Origin of the sequence: Paenibacillus sp. FSL W7-1332 (genome assembly GCF_037969785.1) — a bacterium.
Lineage (GTDB): Bacteria > Bacillota > Bacilli > Paenibacillales > Paenibacillaceae > Paenibacillus_AQ.
The window spans coordinates 3,915,214-3,938,236 of record NZ_CP150209.1; the positions used below are offsets into that span (position 1 = coordinate 3,915,214).

Here is a 23,023-nt window from a genome sequence, read left to right on the forward strand (position 1 = left end):
TATTATAGTCATGCGTCCATTTTCAGCGATATTGCGTGCAACCCGCGCCAAATATTTCGCATTTTCTCCCAATCGTGCCCGATAAATTCAATAAGACTATCAGGGTCAAAAATATCAAAATCAGGCATCAATCTCCGCAATTCCTTGATAACATATGTTTTCCCAGACCCACTTGCACCTGTTACGATAAATAAAGGAAATTTACTTTCCATTGTTATAACCTCGACTTATACTGCTGTCTATATTCGCTCGGGAGCATACCTGTCTGCTCTCGAAAAGTTCTGCTGAAATATTTCTCATCTTCGTATCCGGTTTGCTTGGCAATCCAGACAATTGGCCTGGCCGTCTGCTCCAGATATTCCCGCGCTTTATCGATTCGTACCTTGCGCAGATATTCATTGAAGGAAAAGCCTACGATTTCTTTGAAACATTGATAAAAGTAGCTTCGGCTTAGATTGACCCGCTTCGCGACATCGATGGCGTATAACGGAAACTCCAGTTCATCGTGCACGATCTTTACCGCGTTCATAATGCTGCCGCTCACTTCCGGGCTCAGCTGCAGGCTGCCTGAGCGCGTAATCCCATTTTCCCTGAAATGTTTCAGCCAGTCCGTAACCTCCCGCCAGCACGTAAATGTGTCAGGGAGCTTAATATCATCAGGTTGTATCGCTCTATAGAGCCGGTTCCAGTCAACCATAAAGCCGTAGATCCATTGCATTAGCTTGGGGACGGGTATACGCAGTTCTTTTAATCGACTACAAAGCTTATCAAAGGCTTCATCGTCATGGACCCAAGTGAAGGCGTGTAGTAAATTCTTCACAGTGTCCGTCTCCTCTTCTCCCGGTTCAGGATGTTCTGCCAGCAGCTCCATGACAGACTTCTCAATCGGATAGGGCTCATTGCCGTCGAAGTCGTAAAAAAAATCTCTGCTCCTGTAAGCCCGTATCCGTTGGTGCAGATCGGATGGAGATAAACCGGCTGTATGCCGTAACCGCACCATATGCCATCCGGAGCTGCGCGTTCCGTTTGGAAGCGGCGGCAACGGGTCTTCTTCGTAATGTCCTTGAGGCTGAACCTCCTTGGCAAGATCCGTCAACCACATCAGAATAGATCCTTCCGATTCGGCTATCCAGCCCAAGGAAACACAATCCGCAACCATACTGCTTGTTAATGGCTCATCCGGGAATGTCAATAGCGCATAGGCCGTATCGGAAGAACAAACCTCTGCTATCGTATGCGACTCATTCTTGTGCTTCTGCTTCTCTTCCACAATGCGCGAGTGGATGCGACGAAACACCTCTTCGAACTGGTCTTTTTCTAGCTCTACCTTGGCAATGTAATCAATGGCACCCAGTCGCAGCGCTTCCTGAATGTATTCAAAATCCTGATGAAGCGTCAACACGGCGATCGCGATATGCGGATATAACTTGCGTACAACCCGAATTAATTCGATGCCCGACATCACGGGCATGGCCAGATCGGTCATTAACAGGTCTACCCGATTCGCCTTCAGAAAATCGAGCGCCTTCTCCCCGTTGGCAGCTTCGCCTACAACTCTCATTCCGAACGATTCCCAGGGTAAAAAGGACATCAGTCCCTTACGTACAAGCTTGTCGTCGTCTACGATGAGAACATGGATCATTTCGTTTAATCTCCCTCCCCAATTTGTATCGAAATGATGATGCGGGTACCATTGCCAAGCTCGCTTGTTACCGTCAGACTCGCTTTCCCTTCATAGTGAAATGCTAACATTCGTTTGACATAATTCAGTCCGATTCCCATCCCCACTCGATGGTGTTCAGTCTGTTCTTGCTCAAGCAACGCCTCAATTGTTTCTTCAGGGATCCCCCCACCGTTATCTCGAATTTCAATCTCTAGTCTGTCATTCTTTCTAACCTCCACCTCGATCCTGCCGTTGTCATCCAGCCCGTGATATAGCGAATTTTCAACCAACGGCTGCAGAATGAACCTAGGGACTGTCACTTCGAGCAATGCATCGTCTACGTGAATATTGACATCGAACTGAAAATTGTATCGAATCTGCTGGAGAATAAGATATTGTTTCAGTGAATCAATCTCATCCCTGATTGTCGCGACACTGTTGCCTTTGCGGAGATTGTAGTAGAGCAGTTTGTTCAACGAAGTGACAAGCCTGTCGATCTCCTCCTGACCGTTCATAACGGCAAGCCAGTGAGCGGTATCCAGCGTATTCATCAGAAAATGCGGATTGATCTGATACTGCAGCTTCTCGATCTCCAGATCCGCTCTGCGCTTCTCCTTGGCCTTGATTTCAGAATACAGCTGCGTAATCTGAACCTTCATATGTTGAAATTGGTTTAACAGCATTTCAAATTCCGGGATGCTCGATTGCGTGGCAGCCGCATTAAAATTGCTGCCCGCAATCGATTTGATCTCCTTATGGAAGCGCGACAGCGGCCGGTACACCATTTTCCATAAAAGCCAGCCAATCGTCAGACTAACTACGGCGAACAACAGTGCCAGCCCCAGCATCTGCATCATCCAGCGATTTTTCTCGCGGTTGTAGTCGGATTGCGCAATTAGCGAGACCACGCTCCAGCCCTGATTGCTGACTTGTCGATACCAATAATAATCGGAAGTCATGCCTGTTACCAGGGACGGCGATAATGAGTCCGAAAAAAATGAATTTTCAGGAAAGATATCTTGAAGTTCGCTGTATGAAATTCTTCCGTCGTTGTCCAGAATTAAATGATTGGTATGCTTGCTGACTTCATCCAAATCAAGAATGCTCTGCGTCAGCTTGAAACCGGACTCAATGTAGACATAGGCATCCTCCCTTTCCGGCAAATCCACCTTTCGCAACGCGGAAAGCACATATTGATTGTTGAATCGATCTTGACTGATATGCGGTCCAAAATAGGTGATGCCATAATACTCTGCGAGGATTGGAAGGTTATCGACATTGAATGGTTGTTTCATGCCTGTATTCTCAAAAAGAGTGGTCTGATCGTCGCGTAAATAATACAGCGTTAATCCGACATTGGGATTCGTGAATGTGATGAGATTCAGTTGATTTTTGATTTCGTCCGTCAGATAACTCCGGTCATACGGCTGCTTCGCCATCAAAAACATCTCAAGCTGCCTACCGACATTCCCTTTAAAGGACAGTTGTTGGGATACGTGATTCAGATTGTTCAGCGTGTTCTCAAGCGACAATCTGACCTGCTTTAAATTGCTTTGAATGCCGGATTGCAGCTTCGTATTCAGAATGGATGTAATGGTGTTGTATGAAAGATAACAGGTGCAGATGAAAGGGATCAATGTTGCTGCGGCGAACAGTAAAAGAATTCTATTTTTCAAGGTCAATCGCTTCAGGCGGGACTTCCAATTCTTTTCCGGTTTCAACGCTAGCATCCCCATCGATTATTGACTCCTCCTCTCTTCGAATCAGGTCTAAGACGTGCATAAATAGAAACAGGTGGGAAAAATCTTTCTAGAATATAACACAAGTAAAAATGATTATTGAGCAAAGATTTCAATAATTCAGATGCCTGATCTGTTATCTTTCAGTTGAAAAAAACAGGGTAGACAAATGTCTTCTCCTTAGTGGGTGAAATGTCCAGCCACCCGGAACAGCCGTCAATTTTTGTACATATGACCCCCTCATTTAGAAACCACCTTCTATCCTTGAAGGCGGTTTCATTGTGTTACAGTTAAATGGTCCATAGGGATAGTTATTCCATTCAATCTGATAGAAGGGGTGTAATTATGAAAAACAAGTCAAAAACGTTAGCGCTATTACTTGCCTGCTTTCTCGTTCTGGGTGCTTGCAGCAATACAACTAATAACACGCCGGCTGCACCGGAGAAAAGCGCGGAATCAAGCGAACCCGCTGATCCATTTGGCCGCTACGAAGAACCTGTCCAGATCAGCATCAGTATTGAAATCGATCCCACCGATAATGAATTGCCGCCTGGCGACACGCCGCTGGACAATCAATATACTCGTCAGATTAAGGAAGCGCTTAATGTGGACGTCGATCATCAATTCGCTGCCTCCGGCCAGAATCTTCGCCAGAGAATTAGTCTCGCCATTGCAAGTAACGATTTGCCGGATGCTATGGTCGTCAATGCCGTTGAGCTGCGCCAACTGGTCGAAGCCGACCAAATTGCCGATCTTACTGAGGTGTATGAGCAATATGCATCCCCGGAGATAAAGACCATCATTGAAAACACCAACGGTGCTGCCTTGGAGGCAGTTACATTCGACGGCAAAATCATGGCCCTTCCGGGTGTGCAGGCAAATGCCGACGGCATTCACCTCCTGTGGATCCGTCAGGACTGGCTGGATAAGCTGAACCTTGAACCGCCAACCACGATGGCAGAACTTGAGGCCGTCGCCCGTGCTTTCGTCGAAGATGATCCGGATAGCAACGGTCAGCGCGATACGATTGGGATCACTGGTCCGGAGAGTGGCGGTAAGCTGTATGCGAACTTCCTGGAGTCGAAGAACAATTTGTACGGTTTTGATGCCATTTTCTCCGCACACGACTCGTTCCCTGGATACTGGCTCGAGGGCGAGGATGGCAGCCCTGTGTACGGCTCAATTCTGCCGGAGACTCGCGAGGCGTTAGCTAGTTTAAGAGATTTGTATTCCAAGGGACTTATTGATCCTGAGATGGGTGTTCGTAACAAAGCGGATGAGCCCATTATCGCCGGAAAATCCGGAATGTTCTTTGCACCATGGTGGATGGCTTACGGCCCGCTAACCAATGCCGTTAAAAATGATCCCGAAGCCAACTGGCAAGCTTATGCCCTGCCTTTGAATCAAAATGGCGAATTTAGACCACATGCTGCTACACCTTCAACTGAGTTTGTGGTGGTTCGGAAAGATTACGAACATCCGGAAGTTCCGATGAAATTGCTAAACAATTTGTTTAAAAACGAACAAGAGAACACCTTTGACCCAAGCAAAGGCGGTCCTGGTTACTATCCGCTCCGCGTGGTGTACGCTCCATCCGATGAAATTGAATTTACAGTCAGAGCCCTCCGTGATGTGCTGGCTGGAAATAAAACCGCAGAGGATTTTGCGGATAACAAAGCTTACAAATTGCTGCCTTCGGATATCGCAAGCATCAAGACGATCAAAAACGAGCCTTACGATTCTATGGATCTTTCAACATGGAACCCTGAAGCGAACTGGGGAGCATGGACACGAGCGTACTCCATGATGGTGGGCGGAAGGCCGCTGGTTGATACCGAGTTTGAGGAGGTGCCCAGTCTTCTGTATGAGCAGACGCCATTAATGGAGAGCCGTTGGGTGAATCTGCGAAAGTTAGAGGATGAGACCTTCCTGCGCATCATTATGGGCGCGGCTCCACTGGAGACATTCGACTCCTTCGTCGAGAACTGGAAACGTCAAGGCGGCGACCAGATTACCCAGGAGGTTAAGGACGCACTTGTGAAGTAATCTTAAGGCATATTACGAACCATATAACCAGAGCTCCCAGCACCTGTCAGGAGCTCTGGAACATTCGAAGTAGGATTCGGGGAAAGGAGTGCTGTCATGCGAATGAGAGGTTTCGCCAAACATTATTATCTGATGCTGATCCCGGGATTTCTATGGTTGCTCGTCTTCAGCATCGTTCCGATGTTCGGTATCATCATTTCGTTCCAATATTTTAATCCAGGCAAAGGAATCCTGGGCTCGGATTGGGCGGGACTTGAGCACTTCAAGTATATGTTTTTGCTGAAGGATACACAGGAAGTCTTCATGAATACGCTTGTCATCGCGTCCATGAAGATTGTCGCCAATCTGATTGCGCCTCTGCTGTTTGCACTGATGCTCAATGAGCTGCGTCTGATGATTCTCAGACGCTGGATTCAGACCATTGTCTATCTGCCTCACTTTTTATCCTGGGTTATTCTGGGGGGCATTGTACTAGATCTATTCTCCTATAATGGACCCGTTAATCAACTGACTGCTTTGTTCGGATTCCAGCCCAAACTGTTCTTTGCCGATTCCCAGCTGTTTCCGTTCCTCGTAGTCGGCAGTGACGTCTGGAAGGAATTCGGTTTTGGTACCATTATCTATCTTGCCGCGCTTACCGGTATCAACCCGGCACTGTACGAAGCTGCCAACATCGATGGCGCAGGACGCTGGAGAAGTCTCTGGCATATCACGCTGCCCGGGATCCGCACGACAGCCGTATTGCTTACGGTACTCAGCTTGGGTAATGTGCTTAACGCGGGCTTCGACCAGATCTTCAATCTGTACAACCCGCTCGTCTATTCTACAGGTGATATTATTGACACCTGGGTCTATCGTACAGGTTTGCTCAACCTCCAATATGAACTTGCGACCGCCGTCGGCCTGTTGAAGTCCGTTGTGGGCTTCCTGCTGATATCCGTCTCGTATTATCTGGCTTACCGTTTTGTTAACTATCGCATATTCTAAGGATTCATCCTGATGAAAGCTATGTAAACTCATACCATTCCAACTAGAGTAGGAGGTGCTGACCGTGGTCAGAGACCGGACGTTCGGCAACCGTGTGACGGATATTATACTGATTGTAGTCCTGATAGGCATTACTTTGTCATGCGTCCTGCCGATCTGGTACACGCTCTCCCTTTCGCTTAGCTCCAACTCTGCCGCTGCGGCCGGTAAGGTCTGGCTATGGCCAGTCGATTTCAATCTCAACGCATATAACCAGATTCTCAATGACAATCAGTTCTTCCGGTCCTTCTGGACATCGACCGAGCGAGTGCTGCTGGGGGTTATTCTCAATTTTATCATGGTTGTGCTCATGTCTTACCCGCTCTCGCGGACAGCGAGAGAATTCAAGGGGCGCAATGTGTTCATGTGGATTCTCATTTTCACGATGTTGTTCAACGGCGGTCTGATCCCCCTATATCTGACGGTCAAAGAGCTCAACATGCTGAACAGCATCTGGGCACTTGTCCTGGTAGGCGGCGCGCAGACACTCGTCTTCAATGTTATCCTCACGATGAACTTCTTCCGCAACCTGCCCAAGGAGCTGGATGAAGCCGCCCTTGTCGACGGCGCGGGACCATGGTACATCCTGTTCAAGATCTACATCCCTCTGGCCGTGCCGGTGCTGGCGACCGTCTCGCTGTTCAGTATCGTGTATCACTGGAATGAATTCTTGTACGGTCTGATCTTCATGTCCCGTGAGCAATTCTATCCACTCCAGACGTATATCCAGCAGCTCGTCGTCTCGGTCGATCCATCGACGATGTCCGAGGACCAGTACCGTCGCTTGTCGGAGTTGTCCAACCGGACACTCGATGCCGCCAAAATCTTCATCGCGATGCTGCCCGTCCTTATCGTTTATCCCTTCCTTCAGCGCTTCTTCATCCACGGGATTACGCTGGGGTCGGTTAAAGAGTAAATCACCCACCAGGGCAACAAGTTTCAGAGATCTATACCATTTTCTTAACCTTTATATTAAAACATCTTGCAAAAAGGGGCCGTCCCAAATGATCTTAGATCTTGAGAAACGGCCCCTTTTTACTGTTGCTTCGTCTATAAAAAACTCTAATATAATGGAACCATGAGCTCGTCTGCCTTCCTCTTTAACACGCATGCCGTATTGATGGGTTAAGGCATATGGTGTTATCTAAAGGAGTCTGTTCTCTGTTCCCTGGTTACATCCTTCCCCGTAGCTTGGGTATCAAATGTATAGTAACAAACTTACTTCGCTGCAACGGCTTCGATCTCAACTAGCAAATCAGGCGATGCAAGGGCTTTGACAATAACTAACGTCGTCGCCGGGGGAGGAGTCGGCAAGGCCCCTGCTCCAGCCTCCATGAAGGCACCCAGTTGATTTTCATCGGTTAAATAGATTGTGGATTTCACGATGTCGTTGGCATCCATATTCGCACCTGCAAGAACTTTGTATAAATTATGGATCGCCATTTCCGTTTGTTGCCGAATACCTATACCGGGAATTCCATCCGGACCTACACCTACTTGACCTGAGATGAACAGCATTTGTTGGAATGATGTAACCTCTACTCCGTGGTGATAAATGTCCGAGGAAACCACACCTGGAGGGTTGAATTTTCTTAGCATCTTTCCCATCTCCTTTATTAGCATATCGGGATTCGTGTTCAAAGTCGGATGCAGGCATTAGATTTTCCTAACGGCGAACCACAGTTCAACAGTGTGAAGGCCGCCTCTTTCGCCGCAAACTTGCATTTCCATTTCATCCACCTGCTCATTGCCTGACGTCGGGAGCCATTCCGCATAAAATCGTCGATACAACGTCTCAATGGTTTCACCAAATGCATCCGAAGCAATCGGTTCGGAGGGGAAGATGGCCCATGTTTGTGCGGGAATCGTTATGGTTGAATACCCTTTTGTGTTGCTGGTTGCGCTCTTAAAGGAACACAACATATAAGGGAACGTGTCGTTTCCTGTTTTTTTATAACTGCAAATTCCATGTACTTTGTTTGAATCTTGGCTTACAAAACGGGGCAAGTCGCCGGCGTTACAAGCAAGTCTCTCAACTTCGCCATTGGCGTGGGATTGCTGCCAGAATTGTGCCGGCGTGCTCGGTGCATCACCACTTTCATCACTTTGAAAAACTCGTTCAATACCGAAAACTTCGAATGATTCCTTCGTTTCAATACGATAATTCACCGCATCCACCCCCTTAATCGTAATCAGGAATGAGAGGCGTGGATAGGCTTTAAGAGCAATTCCGTCTTGGCGAGCCATTGCCGGCGTGATCCCATGAAGCGATTGAAATGCCCGCGCGAATGAAACCGGAGACTCGTAACCGTATTTTATGGCGATATCGATCACTCTAATTGCTTTGTTATTTTGCAATTCGAGCGCGGCAAGAGTGAGCTTTCTACGCCGAATATACTCTGCCAGCGTTACATTAGTAATGAATGAGAACATCCTCTGGAACTGATGAGATGAGCAGCATGCTCTACGAGCAACTTCACTCAGTTCAATCTCTCCAGCTAAGTTTAATTCGATATAGTCCATCGCCCGATTCATCCGTTCAAGCCATTCCATCAGATTCCTCCTCTCGACAAAAGTATAATATCCCGTCAATTTCGTACCGCAACTATTTGTGCACAAATTAGTTGCGTCTTCTTGGACAATGTTAATGTACATTCATTGTAGTACAAAGCCGAGCATGGACAGCGCCATCAAGGGAGCCGTTACAAATATTTTCGTTTAATACTCGCATTATCCTGCCCGTTAGCTTAATGAAATGTCTGGCGCCGAAATGCTATCTCACAAGAAAAAAAGGGCCCCGCTCGGCATAGCCGACTGCGGAGAACCCCCTAACGATTCAGCATTTACTTTTTCGCTTCCAAAGCTTTTTGGTAGATTTCAAGGTATTGGGTTAGTTGGAGTCCGTCTAATCCCTTGACGTAGGCGTCCCATTCCTTATTGATGTCTTTAGATCCGGTAATAAATTGAGCCATGTTGGACTTTACGTAATCGATCAACGCAGTCTTGATTTGCGCCGCGATCTCCGCGTCTTCCAGCGCAATAAAAACTCCATTTGGGTATTGCTCCTTGGAATGGAACGGCTCATATTCCTTGGATACCTGATTCAGCCGCGTCCCATATCCATCCGGTGCCAGCGGATCTTGCGGTGCGGTCCAGGAAGCTCGATACGCATAAGTTCTTAAAGAAGGCCCGATCTGTTCCCATCCGTCATTATGCGTTGGCTTTTTGTCCGTTTTCGGAATCGACGTATATTTCGCTTGATTTCCGTTAATATCCAGCTCTCCGTCTTGTGCCTTTCGCCAACCTTTGCCTTCCGGGCCGTTCTCCTGCAGCAGAATTGCTTCTTCGGTGTAAAGGTAGTCCGCGAGGCGGATCGCTGCAATCTGCTGGTCGTTGGTCGCTTTATTCGTAATGGCAAACTGGGAATTACCAATGCCGGCAAAATTCAGGGTTTGCTGAACGCCGCCGGGCCCTTTTAGAGGTGGAACCACGACGTAATCCTTATGCCGCGGCGCTTTATCATCCATGCTGTAGGCATAACTGATCAGCGCGGTAGACAAAGCTCCCATAACGTTGTCTGGTTCCCGGTTGGCCATTTGCTGAACCGCGTCAGCGTTTTGTGTAAAGGCCGCCGGATCAATCAATCCCTCTTTGTATAACTTGTTTAAGTAAATCAACCCTTGCTTCCATTCATCCTTATTTGCCGTAAAATCAACCTTGCCGTCAATGACCCTTAGGAAGGTGCCCGCATTCTTCTCGGTATAATCATCTAAAATAAAGGAGTTCATCAGAAATGCCGAAACGTTTCCCGCCCACATCTCATCTGATCCCGAAAGCGGGAGTTCGTCGACCTTGCCGTTTCCATTCGGATCCTTTTCCTTAAAAGCCTTCAGGACATTGTAAAACTCTTCTGTGGTGGTAGGAACGGATAGTCCCAGCTGATCGAGCCATTTCTTGTTGATCCACATTTTCAATGCGTTATCGCAGTGATAACATTCATTTACTTGAGGAAGGGCGTAAATATTGCCATCGGGGGCCGTTATCGAATCCTTCATATATGGGATATCCTGCATTGCCTTCTTTATATTCGGCGCGTATTGTTCGATCAGGTCGTTCAACGGGATAAACACGCCTTGCGATCCATACTTCATCTGTTCTTCCTTGGAGAGGTCCCCATGCAGGATGACTTCCGGGTAGTCTCCACTGGCGAGCATTAGCTGTTTGCGATCCTTCAAGGCATTGTTCGGAACCAGATCCCAATCGATTTTGATGTTCGTTTTCTCTTCCAGGAACACGGTAAAGGCATTGGTTTTCATATCCTCGATGGTCGGAAACTGCGGCGCAAACATTCTTATCGTCATCGGCTGCTTCACAATCGGATAGGTGCCGACCTCTGTAAACAATTCACTTTGTTCGGGAGGCGATTCCGCCCCTGTCTCACCAGCAGCAGCGTCCGGGTTCTCCGGATTGGAGGATCCTCCACAGGCACTCAGCAGCATCGTCAAGGTCAACAGACAGATTAACAACGCGATTAAAGACTTCGTCCACCCTTTGCGCATCAAAACAACTCCCCCATTCTTTTTCATGTTATTCCTGATCACAATCAGTAAACTTCCAATCACCCGTATCTTCCTTGAATAAAAGACCGCACCACCTCCCTTAAGCTGGTTTCCCACTTATCCTTTCAAGGAACCGATCATGACTCCTTTGACAAAGTGCTTCTGAACAAACGGATAAATGATCAGTACCGGTGCACTCGCGACCACGATCAGCGAATATTTTAATAGATCCTTCAGTCCTTGCTGCGCCTGCACCTGATCCACATTGGCCATCATCGACGGATCCACCGTGTTCAGAATCAAGACGTTGCGTAGAATGATTTGCAGCGGGAACAAGTCCGGAGATCTCAGGAAGATCAAGGCGTCAAAATATGCATTCCAATGTCCAACTGCGTACATGAGCGTCATGACGGCAATAATCGGTTTGGACAGAGGCAGGACGATGCTGAGAATGAACCGGATATCGCTGCATCCGTCCAGCTCCGCCGCTTCGGACAGTTCATCCGGGATGGTCGTCTGGAAGAAGGTGCGGGCAACGATAACCTGGATCACGCCCATGGCTCCCGGCAGAATCATCGCCCAACGGGTGTCGAGTAACTGAAGATCCTTCACCAGGAGATAGTACGGTATCAAGCCCCCGTCGAACATCATGGTAATAACCAGCACAATCATAAAGAAATGTCGGCCGTACAGCGTCCGCTTGGCAAGCGGATATCCAAACATGATTGTCAGTGACACGTTGATCGCCGTCCCTACGACCGTGTAGAACAAGGAGTTCATATAGCCGACGCCGATCTGCGGGTTCTGAAATACCGCCTTGTATCCATCCAATGTAAAATCGACTGGGAAGAGCCATACCTTTCCGGACACGACGGCCTGCGGCGAGCTTACGGATGAGCTGAGAATATAAATCAATGGCACGGCCACGATGATAAGAATCAAGGTCAGGAAAGCATAGATCAAAGCGACAAATATGCGGTCCCCCCGGGATTCCCGAATTACGGTTGTTGTTTTGGGCATTTTGTTCCCTCCTTGGCACCTTTTTCATTTAGGTATGGTTTCAGTCGGCCTCGGCGATGAATTCATTCGACTCACCACAGACTGCTGCTCGACAGCTTTCGGGCGATGTAATTCACGGCGATCAACAGGAGCAAATTCACCACCGAGTTGAAGAAGCCGATCGCCGCCGAGAAGCTGAAGCTCGACCCAAGCAGACCTACTTTATACACATAAGTAGATATGACTTCGGAAGAGGCGAGATTGAGAGGGTTTTGCATTAGATAGATTTTTTCGAAACCCAGCTTCATAATGTTACCAAGATTCAGGATCAGCATGATCACTGACACGGGAATCAGGCTGGGGATATCAATCTTGAGGATCTTCTGGATGCGGGAAGCCCCATCCACCTTGGCCGACTCATAAAGCTCAGGATTTACTCCGGCGAGCGCAGCGATATAGATGATCGCCCCGTATCCGGTGTACTGCCACACATCGGACCAGACATAAATGGATTTGAACAGATCAGGCATACCCATAAAATTCGTATTGGTTACTCCCATCATTTCGAACAGCTTGCTGACCATGCCCACTTGGGGCGTCAAATTGACGATAATGATCGATACCATGATAACCGTCGATATAAAGTAAGGAGCGTAAGTTATCATTTGTACGCTCTTCTTGAACAGCCCATTTCGGATTTCGTTCAGGGCGAGCGCCAGAATAATCGGTGCCGGAAACCCGACGGCCAGACCATAGAAACTGATCCCAAGCGTGTTTTTGATGTAGAGCCAGAAGTTTGGGGATTCAAAAAATTGTTCAAAGTATTTGAATCCAGCCCAAGGGCTTCCCCAAATCCCTTTAATGACGCTGTAGTCCTTGAATGCAATCACGATCCCGGCCATCGGCACATATTTGAATACAATCAAGTAAAGAAAGGGGAGCAGGAGAACCAGATACAGCTGCCAGTGACGCCTGATCCGGATCCACGTCGTTTGCGGGCGGGAGCGGGTGCCGACCTGAGCAGGACCGGGTAGCCCGGGACCGCCATGTAACTTATTGTTGAGACTTCGCATCAGCATGAACTCCTTCCGTTATATGTTGCGGATATCATTAGCGCCCTTTTGGATGCGGCGGAATGTATTGCCATTGTAAACGCCCGATCTTACGATCAACAAGAAACAAGAATAAACGGGTTAACCATTTTCGCCTGCATGATTTATAACGAAAAAGGCAGCGATGAGCTCGCCACCTTAACCGTTTTCTACAAAGAAACCGTTTTCAACCGTTCGTTTTGCGGAGCTGATTGCTGCGGTATTCGCCCGGTGCCGTTCCCATAATCCGTTTAAATACTCGCGTTAACGAGATGGCGTGGGTATAGCCAACCCGCTCCGCAATCTCTTGTACAGAGGCATCCGTCTCCAACAACAGCTTCACTGCTTCACGCATCCGTACCTGGATAAGGAAATCGACGAACCTCTGTCCGGTATGTCCCTTGAACAACTTGCTTATATATTTGGGATTCAGCTGAAAACGATCCCCGAGCATCTCCAGCGACAAATCCGGGTTGGCATAGTCCTGTTCGATCAGCTTGCAGATCTCCCGGATAAGCGCTGCGTACTGCCTGCCTTCTTGTAGCTGACCCACGGATTCGAACAAACTGGTCATGACTTGCTTGATTTCAATCCGCAGCTGCTCCAGTGAACTGCCATGGTCCAGCATTTCCGTAAGTAGGGGAAGCCGTACCTGGGACCACTCGCGGTAGACATCCTTATTCATGTCCGAAAGCTCCCGGCCGACGTTGTACAGTAAATAATTCATAAGGTTAAATATCTCTTCATTGGTAAGAAGGCTGCCCTTTAACTGTGCGAACCATGCCTCATATGCCTCCTCCCACCCTATGTTCAGCATTCGGTAGGATTGAATAATCGAGCTGATTTCTCCTAGGTGAGCGTACACTTCGGCATGGCTGGTGCCGGCGATATCCTCGCAACGAATCAGACGGTTTTCCCCGAGTACGATTTTGTATTTAAGCGCTTGGGCTGCGCTTTTATACGACTTGGACAGGTCTTGGATCCGATAAACCTCCTCGCCGCTTCCAATCGTAACGGTAAATTTCAAATTTTGCTCGGTCCAGCCCCGCATTTTCGCGCCAAAACGGGATAAAGCTTCTCCCTCTCTCTCCTCTGTCTCGTCCCCCTCAAAGTAAATGACGGCAAGGCAGGAGGGCGACGTCCATTCCGACCACAAACGAATACTCTCCTTCATCGCAATCTCGTTCACCACGTTCCGGAGGACGAATTTCAGCAGATTCTGATCACTCGCCGTATACTTCCGGCAGAACTCTCCGTAGTTGTCCATTTCAATGATGAGTAACCTAAACCGGTCCAGCGGCTCGGGTAAATTCAGTATGGCGGCTTCCTCCTGCCACTCTTCCAGACTCATATCGGTTTGTCCCTCAATCAGCTGATGGAACAGATACCTTGTCCGCAGATGAAGATCTTCCTGGTATTTTTCCTGGTATTGCCTGGACTGCTCCAGGATATGATCGAACGCCGACTCAATAAATGCGAACTCATCGGGACTGCCTTTCCATAAGCCCGCGCCCCTTACAGGCAGGGAATAGTCGCTGAATCGCTCGGCGATCCGCTCGATCGGTCTGGCATTGCGCCGAGTCACATAGATCATCCAGATGAATCCGGCGGCGATCATGAGGAGTCCGATCACAAACCACAGATTATAGAGTTCTGAAATCGTGTTGACATATCCGCCATTGATGAGACCGCTTCCATATTTCCAACCGGTGTAGTCCGAGGTATATTCCGAGAAGAGCTCGGATTCTTTAACTTTCGCCTCACTCCCGAACAACAGCTGACCGGAAGCATCTTTAACCTGGATGAAGCTGACCTTGGATTCGTACATATTCTCCGTCAATTTTTTCAGCGAATCCGCCGAAACGTTAACCACGATCATGCCGAGATTATTTTTCATGTATGGCGATCCCCGCACCAGACTGACCACCTGTTTACCGCCAATCATTTTGAATTGCTCGAAACTGCGCCCACCGGTCCACTTTGGAGTCTTCGACACCTGATATTCTTCGATAAATTTGCGGTCAGGATATGAACCGATATAAGCGTTGGTTGCATCACTCAACACATATCCGTCCGAATATCGCACCAAGTAAATGGAATCGATCAAAGGATAGTAATTGATCAATTCCTTAAGCTTCTGCACGGCCCTGATGTTGATGTAGGCATCACTTCCTGAGTTTGCTTTAAAAAAATTGTTCAAAGACTCGCTGTTGATACTCTCGAGGACGATCATATTATCGATCACTTTGAGCGACGTATCCACGATCCGCATCGCCTGTAGGGACAGCGTCTTATTGGCATTCAGCGCCTCGCGACGGCTTTGCTCACTGAACATTTGAAAGAAAACAAAGAAAATAAACGTGATGACAATCATAAATACCGGCATGTAGGACAATAGTAGTCGTTTAAACCATGATTTGCGCATCATAACCCCGCCCCTATGTAATGTGGACATGCTTTTGTATTAATGAATTATACAACGGGGGGCAATCCCCTGTCGGTTGAAGTAACTTTAGAATAATTTTAATGACAATCCGACAGTGGCGGAAGGAGCAGCAAGTTTAAACTCCTCACAAAAGAAAAAGCAGTCAACCTTGTTTTAGGGTGACTGCTTGCCGTCATCATACTTTAGCCTTGACTTCACTTTATCTGTTTTGTTCACTTTTTTCCTTCCTTGCTCCCTACCCAAATTAGTGTGCTCCCATCCATCATTGGTGATGACTGGACGATAAACATCGATAGATCGGGTCAAATGCGGTCTCGATTTGCTCCACATCCTTGTACAGCCAGATCTTTTTAAGCATTTGCTGCGTTTCGTTTAGCGGTTCGTCTCAGTTGACGAGCATCGGACGAAGAAGATCAGGGTCCGGCAGAGCTTTTTTATCGACTTTCCCGTTAGGGGTAAGCGGCAAACTTTCCATCTGCACCACAAGTGAAGGCAGGAAATATTCAGGCAAATTCCGGGCTAAATACGCCTTGACTTCCGTTTCGGACAACACCTGTTTCGCAACAAAATACGCACATATTATCGGATTTCCACTTCCGTCTGCTTTGACGGCTACCGCGGCTTTCGAGATTGCGTTGTGTTCCAATAGCCGGGTCTCGATTTCTCCCGGTTCCACTCGATACCCTCGGATCTTTACTTGATCGTCGATTCGCCCGATCATTTCGATATTGCCATCCGGCAGCCACAGGGCCAAATCCCCCGTTCGATATAACCTTTCCCCGAGGAGCGGATGTTCCACAAACTTGGCTTCTGTCAATTCCAGCTGATTCACATACCCCCGCGCGATACCGTCTCCTCCGACGCAAAGCTCTCCTACTACTCCGAACGGCTGAAGCTTCAACTGTTTATCAAGAATATAAGCGGATGAATTGCATATTGGTCTGCCAATTGGAATGGTCGATATGAAATCACGTTCGATCGGGAAATAAGTGGAGAACGTCGTGTTTTCCGTTGGACCGTACATATTGATCATCCGCAGATCGGGGCACCTCTTCCTTACGGCATTTACGTGCTTCGGCGATAACGCTTCTCCGCCGATTAGCAAGGTGTCTAACGTACGAAAGGCGTCTGGGTCCTGTTCGGCCAGATTATGGAATTGAGCCGTAGTCAGAAACCAAGCCGTAATGCGGTGGCCGATGATGGTTTCCTTCAATTTGTAAAGGTCAAATAGGTCCGTGTCCTTCATCAAATACAAAGTAGATCCGTTCAAAAGGGATCCCCAAATTTCAAAGGTCGACGCATCGAATGTTATTGTACCGGTTTGCAAAATTCGATGCTCCTTGGAAAAGTTGAAATAATTGGTATTCTTGACCAGTCTTACGATGTTACGATGCTCAACCATTACTCCTTTCGGTGTCCCAATTGATCCGGAAGTATAGATGATATAGGCTAGACTTTGCGAGGTTGCTGCAGATATCGTATGGGGACAGCTGTCAAGGCTTAGCTGCGCGTTGTCCCAATAAATTACTTTTCCCTCAAATGCTATGTCAGGCTTCCAACTGGAAGGAGCCAGTAAAAATCCCGCTCGACTGTCCTTGAGCATATATTCGATTCTTTCGCACGGAAAATCGGCTTCGATGGGCATATAAGCGCCGCCAGCTTTCAATTTGGCTGTAAGCCCGACAATCATATTGACAGACCGATCCGCGACAATGCCAACGACGCTCTCCGGCTTAACGCCGTGATCCTGCAGTGCTTTTGCAAGCTGATTCGCGCGTTCGTTCAATTCCCGATAGGACATCTGATGGTCCTCGATCATGACCGCCGGGCGATCGGGGGTTAAACGGACCTGTTCCTCAAACAAGTAATGGACCGTTTGGCTGGAAGGATAGTCCGTCTTAGATCCGCTGAAAGCCTGAATCTGTCTCTCCTCTTCTTCCGACATCATACGTATGTCGGCAATCACCTTCTCGGGGAAATCAACTACTTCATGCACGATTCGGCTCAAGTGGCCGCTCATCTGCTCGATCGTTTCTTTTCTGTAGGAGCGGGCCGAATATTCAAGGTGTATCATGATAAATTCCTTCTTAAAAGCCGTCAAAGCAAGCTCAAACGTCCCCAGCTGATCGGATTCATAAGGAGTGGCATTGGCGTTTTGCCAAGTAAACGCCGCTTTGATGAACGGGTTGCCGCTCAAATTCTTTCGCATATTCCGATCTTCGAGTGCTTGCATCGTGGTATGCTTGACTTCTATCAGAAACTTACCTAATGGCTTATGTACAGTAGGAGAGTAACGTATAGGAAACATCTGTCTTTCCAACAGATACCCAATTACAGGATCATCCTCGCCGGTATATTTGGCAAGCAGGATCGAATAACAAGCCATAAGTGCCATATCCACAGTTATTCCGAAATTGAACGCAAGTTCATGGAGTTTTCGGGTCGTTGCAAAATCAAGGGAAAAACGAACCTGGTTTCCTTCATCGTCGGCCCATCCCCCCCTCGGCAATTCGTCAATTGATACATCACAAGTCGTTTGTTCCATGACCATCAACCTCCCGGATAATCGATTCATTAATGTCTGATTGTTAACGAACAGAAAAATCCTCTTCGCATTCTGCGATCAAGTAATGTCCCCCTTCAACCCCAAACTAGTTTTTTATAGCGAAGCCACCGTTGTTTTTTGGAACGTCAAAAAAACCCCTTTCTTCAATTCAAAATAATGAATAAAACGGAGGTTTCCCGTTGTATTCGGCAACTGGCTGGCATTGCGGTCGCAGTAGATCCCGCATTAGCCCCTATAGCTTTGCGTCGCCACCTTTCGGTGGGTTTGCTATTGTCGTACAAAAATAGTATTTAAATTGTAAACCATGATTATATTATGTATTCGATTTACAATTACTGTATCTTGTTTCCAAATGAAAATCGATAGGTCTTTTGTTCAATATTGTCTTTCAAGAATGGTTTTGATGATATTGATAACCCTCATGAAACACTAGGTCGCGATAGTTAATCTTTACTAATTTTTTCCACTCCTCGACTTCACTACACTTCACTTAACTATGTATTAAAGCTATTCTGTTCAAAAGAAAGGCTGCGATTTTCTGTAATTACTTGGATATTAGATGATGGCTGATCAAGAAAATAGTTCTATTTTTTAACTTCACTCCTATATCCATTGACCTAATTGCGACAGCAGAAATCATAAAACCCTATAACTTTTGCCTCTTGTCAAACGGGACTAAATTACCGTCTTTAACTGGTAAGGACATCTCGCTTCCGATCAGAAAACTTTCATAAGTTCAACCCACTTGGTAATTCCATCCTTCAAGTTCCCGGTCTAATGGATCACTGGATAATAAAATAAAGAGCCGTTGTCCAGGACAACGGCCTCATATTGCTATATGTCATGAACAGTTTTACAAAGGTCCGGTTATTTTCACCTTGATTTTATTGGATTCAACCGTTACCCCGTTCAATGTAATTCGAATCGACAACTCGGCTTGCCCCGGATGCTTGGCGATAATCTTTCCTTTGGGGTCGATCGCCGCCTTATCCGGACGGCTGCTCAAATACTCAATGTGAGCGCCGGATAACTCCTTAGTCGTTCTTCCTCTCTCAAGGAAGACTTCGTAGGAATAACCGACCTCATCTCCCGGGTGAAGCTGGAGCGATTCAGCCTCGAGCTGTACTTTGTCTAGCGGCATGACCAGATTCGGGTCGCTATACTTCATTAGCTCGCTGCCATATTTGAAATAGAAATTGCCAAAGTCGTCCTGCGCCAGCTTTTCCGCATTGCTCTCCAACAAGATGGACAGCGATTTGCTTGCTGTGTCAATCTTAAACATCTTGCTCGTATAAGTATGGTCAGCAACATATCCCGTATAAATGGTACCGTACACATTGCCGTCCGTTCCAATGGTCAATCGAGGATTGCTGTGTGCATAATCTGCTGTAGGAAACATATCCTCACTGTAAATAATCTCTTGGCGTTCCGTATCATAGATGAACAGAGCCCCCAGCGCCATTCCCCATATGTTACCGTCCGGGCCCCATATCAAAGAGGTTACTGCTTTTTTGCCCGGAACAGGTACCTGTTCCAGCTCTACTCGGCCTGATGCTGTATCGAAAATGGCAAGTTTCCCCTCTCCGCCGGTCATCGCGCCGGTGGCCATAAACAGCTTTCCATTTTGGTAAAGCAACGAATTGATCGAATGACCGGATATAATGTCGCGCTTCACATCAAACTTTCCGGTAACAGGATTGTAGACGGTAAGTGCCCCGCCTGTTTTGCCTGCAATTGGATAGGAACCGATGTATAACAGGTTTTCTTCCTCGACCCCGAGCATGGCTACGGGCCGGTCTTGCTCCGAACCCAACTGACCCAGCCGCAGCGGGTTATTCGGTTCTGATGGGTCCGTCCGGTTCCAAGGTTTGGCTGGATCGTATTCAAAGAGGGTCGCTCTAGGATAAACGCCGAGATACATCTTTCCGTTCAATGAACCGAACCCTTCGACTTGACCGATTTGAGGATAATGCTTGGTCTCGTTACGGGTCGGCGAGTAAATTCCCATTCCCCCGCCTGAAATGAAGCCCGAAGACAGAATCTGCCCGTCTGTGCTCTTCCCGATATTAAACAATTCCACAAACTGTGCCGGAAACGGAAGCTCCGGCGTCTCAATCAAACCGGTTTCCAGGTTGTAATAAAATGCCCTGCCGCTATTTCCGGCCAATCCGACCAAGGTCCAGCCCGGATACTTTGCCTGATCCAGCTGAACATAACCAAAAGCGACGCCTGCTCCTTTGACATCCACGCCCAGCGAGCCGTAAACCCCCGTATTCACATCATACGAATAAAGCGACCACTGCTGCCCGCCTCCCGGGAGAGTCTCATAATAGGTGTAGAACACCGTTTTGCCGTCTGGCGATATTGGTGAGAATCCCCGGGCATTATAGGCCGTATTTTTATTTACGATCCAGCTGGAGGTATCGGGATCATAGACACACATAACGGGTCCTGGATCCACGCGCACGAAAAGTTTGCCCCCTGCATACCGGAGATCATAAACCGAAGTCATGCCGTTAAATTCAGGCGGATGAAGCGCGGTGGATGTTCCGCTTGCGAGATTGTATTGATAAAGCTTGGCGACATCGGCTCCCCCCACATAGATCACTTGACGATCGGAATCGTAAGCAAGGCTGCGGATATGAGACTCTTTCGAAGAAGTCTTGAAGGATTTAAGGATTCTGGTCTGGTCGGATGCGGGATCATATTCAAACAGCGTTTGGGAATATCCCGTTCCTCCATATACTTTGCCATCTTCCCCGGCTACAAGCGTCCAGATCACGGTATCGGTAGGAACCGGTTTGCCGATCGCCCGCAATGTATCCTCTGCCGGATCATATTGAAACAACGTCCCGTTCGGCGTGCTGCCGATGTATACCTTTCCATCGGAGGCTGTCACAATCGCCCAAGCTGCCGATACGTTGCTTCCGTCAAGCGCAACCAGTGGATGAGTGGATTTCACTTCTTTCGAAGCAACATCCATTACGATGAATTGTGCCGGATCACCCTGTGCGACCGTAAACAAAGCATCCTGGCCATTCTTGTCTTTACCGAAGGCTGCAGTCATCAGGGTTAGACTCGACGATTGCGGTCCCAAATTCGTTAAGTACGGTGAGGACGCATGCGTTTGCAATGTGACGCTGTCAACGAAATACCTGCCGGTTTGATCGCCATTAAACTTGAAGGCGACTTTGACCTCTGCAGCATTTTTAGGTGCCGCAGCAGCCACTCTTAAACTCTGCCATTGGCCTGATGGTTCATCGACCAGGCCGCTCACCATGGAGACAAGCTTTCCGTCTGCATCATAAAACCTGAGGTCTGCTTTGCCGCCTTGACCTTCATCCGAGAGCACACTTGCTGTCATGATGACATTGCCGAATGGCTGGACGGCGTATGCATCGCTGACCGCTCCGGAGCCTGCATCGGGCGACAGGCGTTCCACCTGAAGACTTCGTTTCCCGTCTGCGTACACGGACTCACTTACGGTAATGGCAGCTGTGTCTTCATCGGGCTGCCAGCCCGGCAAACGTCCATTTACTTCAGAATCCTCGAAGCCGCCGTTGATCATAACGTTGGTCAATTCTTCATCTGCGGCATACGTGATCGGCATGGCCCAAGGGGTAATTGCGAACATCATGATAACCGTTAGGACTGCGGCAACTCGACTCTTCCACTTGCTTCTCACTAAACTCTCCCCTTTACGAATAAATTTTTTCCCGGTTAGTAAACGCTTTCAATACGATCTCATCTTATCATATCCCTTTATTTGTATACAAGTAAAATACATGTAAATAACATGTGGACTCACTAGTCCCTTATGAGATTTAGAAATGTTATCATGGTGGTTCCTGCCTCTGATTGCAATATGGATATGCTCTGGCGGCAGCGGTCGAGCTGAGCCTGACCGACAGCAGCGTCAAAATACGGTTGGCAGCCGTTCATGGTCTAACGCCAGTCGGCTCCGTCCTCTGGCGCCGTCATGAATTGAATACAAAAACAGCCGGGAATAACCCCGGCTGCTGCATTTGCTGGACACCCCAACCATTATTGTCTCTACGCCTGTCGATGGAAATGAATGCCTAATGCAAACATTTGTTATTCCATCGAAACCCTTATCACTCCGAAGAAAATAAATACGTTGAAAAATCCCGGTTAATATAGTCTTTAAAATGCCTTTTGGCTTTAACGGGGAAAGCATCAAGCTCCTCGGTAGTCCAGATGCTGCGGTGGGTCTCGAATTCATTGCCGTACACCGTGCCTTGCGGCCATTCCGATCCGATGGGAATGTTAAGCAGAACGTGCTTGCCTCTAGCAATGCTGGCATTCAACAGGGTAAGCGCCTTATCCTTATCGAAATGCTCCAGAACATCGCCCATAATCATGACGTCATATTCTCCGGGCGAAGTTGACGGAATAAATTCAAAAGCATCAGCGATGTGAATTTTATCGTAGAAATACGCATGGTAACGGTCAATGTTTTTGGGGAATATTTCAATTCCCTCCACCCTTACCTTCCAATCCTTACGAAATACCCGCCCTGACCACACATCGAGGAATTCGCGGCATAACATGCCCCAGCGGCCAAATCCAACGCCGACATCAAGTACCGAGGACGGCGATATCTGCCGGAGCAGTTCCACGCAATACGAAATATTTTGCCAATTGGATGTCCCCATATTGTTCTTACCACCCCACTTCTCGTTGAGGCGATGGTTCATCATTCATCATGAGATTGATGATGCGAAAATCTGGAATGGCGTACTCTTGAGGAAGTTTGGCGGCAATCTGATCCCATACCTGTCGGTTGACAACTATATGCGGCTGGGAAAGCTGGGTTAAAAACAACCCGTTGTATCTATCCCCGGGAACGTGATGCATGTTCATAACA

The 23,023-nt window shown here is 47.8% G+C and carries 16 protein-coding genes and 1 riboswitch; of the genes, 3 read left to right on the forward strand and 13 right to left on the reverse strand.

All coding sequences use genetic code 11. The annotated features are described in order from the left end of the window. Nucleotides 1–8: 8 nt before the first annotated feature. Genes MKX98_RS17460 through MKX98_RS17470 form a run of 3 tightly spaced genes read right to left on the reverse strand, consistent with a single transcriptional unit; the run spans nucleotide 9 to nucleotide 3,399 of the window. Entirely contained in the window at nucleotides 9–212 is a 204-nt protein-coding gene (locus MKX98_RS17460; RefSeq protein ID WP_339217432.1) for a hypothetical protein, read from the reverse strand. Nucleotides 213–214: 2 nt separating this feature from the next. Next, nucleotides 215–1,642: a response regulator gene (locus MKX98_RS17465; RefSeq protein WP_339217434.1), complete on the reverse strand. Its 1,428-nt coding sequence runs from the start codon at nucleotides 1,640–1,642 to the stop codon at nucleotides 215–217. Between the two features lie 5 nt (nucleotides 1,643–1,647). Further along, a complete protein-coding gene (locus MKX98_RS17470; RefSeq protein ID WP_339217437.1) occupies nucleotides 1,648–3,399 on the reverse strand; it encodes a histidine kinase in 1,752 nt (583 codons plus the stop codon). Between the two features lie 348 nt (nucleotides 3,400–3,747). Between MKX98_RS17470 and MKX98_RS17475 the strand changes: the two genes are divergently transcribed. The 3 genes from MKX98_RS17475 to MKX98_RS17485 all read left to right on the forward strand — a co-directional run bounded on the left by MKX98_RS17475 (nucleotide 3,748) and on the right by MKX98_RS17485 (nucleotide 7,390). Further along, a complete protein-coding gene (locus MKX98_RS17475) occupies nucleotides 3,748–5,448 on the forward strand; it encodes an extracellular solute-binding protein (protein WP_194542899.1) in 1,701 nt (566 codons plus the stop codon). Nucleotides 5,449–5,544: 96 nt separating this feature from the next. After that, the gene (locus tag MKX98_RS17480) at nucleotides 5,545–6,435 is read left to right on the forward strand and encodes an ABC transporter permease subunit (RefSeq protein ID WP_339217440.1); all 891 of its coding nucleotides are present in this window, start codon (nucleotides 5,545–5,547) and stop codon (nucleotides 6,433–6,435) included. Between the two features lie 64 nt (nucleotides 6,436–6,499). After that, on the forward strand, nucleotides 6,500–7,390 hold the full coding sequence (locus tag MKX98_RS17485; RefSeq protein WP_194542900.1) for a carbohydrate ABC transporter permease: 891 nt from the start codon (nucleotides 6,500–6,502) through the stop codon (nucleotides 7,388–7,390). A gap of 302 nt (nucleotides 7,391–7,692) precedes the next feature. Here MKX98_RS17485 and MKX98_RS17490 read toward each other — a convergent pair whose 3' ends face one another. From MKX98_RS17490 to MKX98_RS17535, 10 genes are all read right to left on the reverse strand, one after another. Further along, a complete protein-coding gene (locus MKX98_RS17490) occupies nucleotides 7,693–8,073 on the reverse strand; it encodes a RidA family protein (RefSeq protein WP_216533372.1) in 381 nt (126 codons plus the stop codon). A 57-nt stretch (nucleotides 8,074–8,130) separates the two neighbouring features. Then, nucleotides 8,131–9,027 (reverse strand): effector binding domain-containing protein, encoded by an 897-nt coding sequence (locus MKX98_RS17495; RefSeq protein ID WP_339217445.1) that lies wholly within the window; start codon nucleotides 9,025–9,027, stop codon nucleotides 8,131–8,133. Nucleotides 9,028–9,317: 290 nt separating this feature from the next. Further along, nucleotides 9,318–11,060, reverse strand: coding sequence for an ABC transporter substrate-binding protein (locus MKX98_RS17500; RefSeq protein ID WP_339217447.1), 1,743 nt, complete (start codon nucleotides 11,058–11,060; stop codon nucleotides 9,318–9,320). A 90-nt stretch (nucleotides 11,061–11,150) separates the two neighbouring features. Beyond that, a complete protein-coding gene (locus tag MKX98_RS17505; RefSeq protein ID WP_339217449.1) occupies nucleotides 11,151–12,053 on the reverse strand; it encodes a carbohydrate ABC transporter permease in 903 nt (300 codons plus the stop codon). A 71-nt stretch (nucleotides 12,054–12,124) separates the two neighbouring features. Then, complete coding sequence (locus tag MKX98_RS17510; protein ID WP_339217451.1) at nucleotides 12,125–13,105, reverse strand: ABC transporter permease subunit; 981 nt, start codon at nucleotides 13,103–13,105, stop codon at nucleotides 12,125–12,127. A gap of 205 nt (nucleotides 13,106–13,310) precedes the next feature. Next, nucleotides 13,311–15,551 carry an AraC family transcriptional regulator gene (locus tag MKX98_RS17515; protein ID WP_339217453.1) on the reverse strand — a complete coding sequence of 747 codons (2,241 nt, stop codon included), beginning with the start codon at nucleotides 15,549–15,551 and terminating at the stop codon, nucleotides 13,311–13,313. 403 nt (nucleotides 15,552–15,954) lie between these two features. Next, on the reverse strand, nucleotides 15,955–18,114 hold the full coding sequence (locus MKX98_RS17520; RefSeq protein WP_339217455.1) for an amino acid adenylation domain-containing protein: 2,160 nt from the start codon (nucleotides 18,112–18,114) through the stop codon (nucleotides 15,955–15,957). Nucleotides 18,115–18,319: 205 nt separating this feature from the next. Further along, nucleotides 18,320–18,414: riboswitch (cyclic di-GMP riboswitch) on the reverse strand. Between the two features lie 574 nt (nucleotides 18,415–18,988). Continuing rightward, nucleotides 18,989–21,772 carry a hypothetical protein gene (locus MKX98_RS17525; protein WP_339217457.1) on the reverse strand — a complete coding sequence of 928 codons (2,784 nt, stop codon included), beginning with the start codon at nucleotides 21,770–21,772 and terminating at the stop codon, nucleotides 18,989–18,991. A 478-nt stretch (nucleotides 21,773–22,250) separates the two neighbouring features. Then, nucleotides 22,251–22,811, reverse strand: coding sequence for a methyltransferase domain-containing protein (locus MKX98_RS17530; RefSeq protein ID WP_194542906.1), 561 nt, complete (start codon nucleotides 22,809–22,811; stop codon nucleotides 22,251–22,253). 7 nt (nucleotides 22,812–22,818) lie between these two features. Next, nucleotides 22,819–23,019: a hypothetical protein gene (locus MKX98_RS17535; RefSeq protein WP_194542907.1), complete on the reverse strand. Its 201-nt coding sequence runs from the start codon at nucleotides 23,017–23,019 to the stop codon at nucleotides 22,819–22,821. Between the last annotated feature and the right edge of the window lie 4 nt (nucleotides 23,020–23,023).

Excerpts from the sequence above, each read along its gene's own strand:
- MKX98_RS17520 (WP_339217455.1), bottom strand. The coding sequence starts at position 18,114 with ATGGAACAAACGACTTGTGATGTATCAATTGACGAATTGCCGAGGGGG.
- MKX98_RS17475 (WP_194542899.1), top strand. The coding sequence starts at position 3,748 with ATGAAAAACAAGTCAAAAACGTTAGCGCTATTACTTGCCTGCTTTCTC.
- MKX98_RS17505 (WP_339217449.1), bottom strand. The coding sequence starts at position 12,053 with ATGCCCAAAACAACAACCGTAATTCGGGAATCCCGGGGGGACCGCATA.
- MKX98_RS17460 (WP_339217432.1), bottom strand. The coding sequence starts at position 212 with ATGGAAAGTAAATTTCCTTTATTTATCGTAACAGGTGCAAGTGGGTCT.
- MKX98_RS17500 (WP_339217447.1), bottom strand. The coding sequence starts at position 11,060 with ATGAAAAAGAATGGGGGAGTTGTTTTGATGCGCAAAGGGTGGACGAAG.
- MKX98_RS17495 (WP_339217445.1), bottom strand. The coding sequence starts at position 9,027 with ATGGAATGGCTTGAACGGATGAATCGGGCGATGGACTATATCGAATTA.
- MKX98_RS17530 (WP_194542906.1), bottom strand. The coding sequence starts at position 22,811 with ATGGGGACATCCAATTGGCAAAATATTTCGTATTGCGTGGAACTGCTC.
- MKX98_RS17470 (WP_339217437.1), bottom strand. The coding sequence starts at position 3,399 with ATGGGGATGCTAGCGTTGAAACCGGAAAAGAATTGGAAGTCCCGCCTG.
- MKX98_RS17515 (WP_339217453.1), bottom strand. The coding sequence starts at position 15,551 with ATGATGCGCAAATCATGGTTTAAACGACTACTATTGTCCTACATGCCG.
- MKX98_RS17465 (WP_339217434.1), bottom strand. The coding sequence starts at position 1,642 with ATGATCCATGTTCTCATCGTAGACGACGACAAGCTTGTACGTAAGGGA.
- MKX98_RS17490 (WP_216533372.1), bottom strand. The coding sequence starts at position 8,073 with ATGCTAAGAAAATTCAACCCTCCAGGTGTGGTTTCCTCGGACATTTAT.
- MKX98_RS17480 (WP_339217440.1), top strand. The coding sequence starts at position 5,545 with ATGCGAATGAGAGGTTTCGCCAAACATTATTATCTGATGCTGATCCCG.
- MKX98_RS17525 (WP_339217457.1), bottom strand. The coding sequence starts at position 21,772 with ATGATGTTCGCAATTACCCCTTGGGCCATGCCGATCACGTATGCCGCA.
- MKX98_RS17510 (WP_339217451.1), bottom strand. The coding sequence starts at position 13,105 with ATGCGAAGTCTCAACAATAAGTTACATGGCGGTCCCGGGCTACCCGGT.
- MKX98_RS17535 (WP_194542907.1), bottom strand. The coding sequence starts at position 23,019 with ATGAACATGCATCACGTTCCCGGGGATAGATACAACGGGTTGTTTTTA.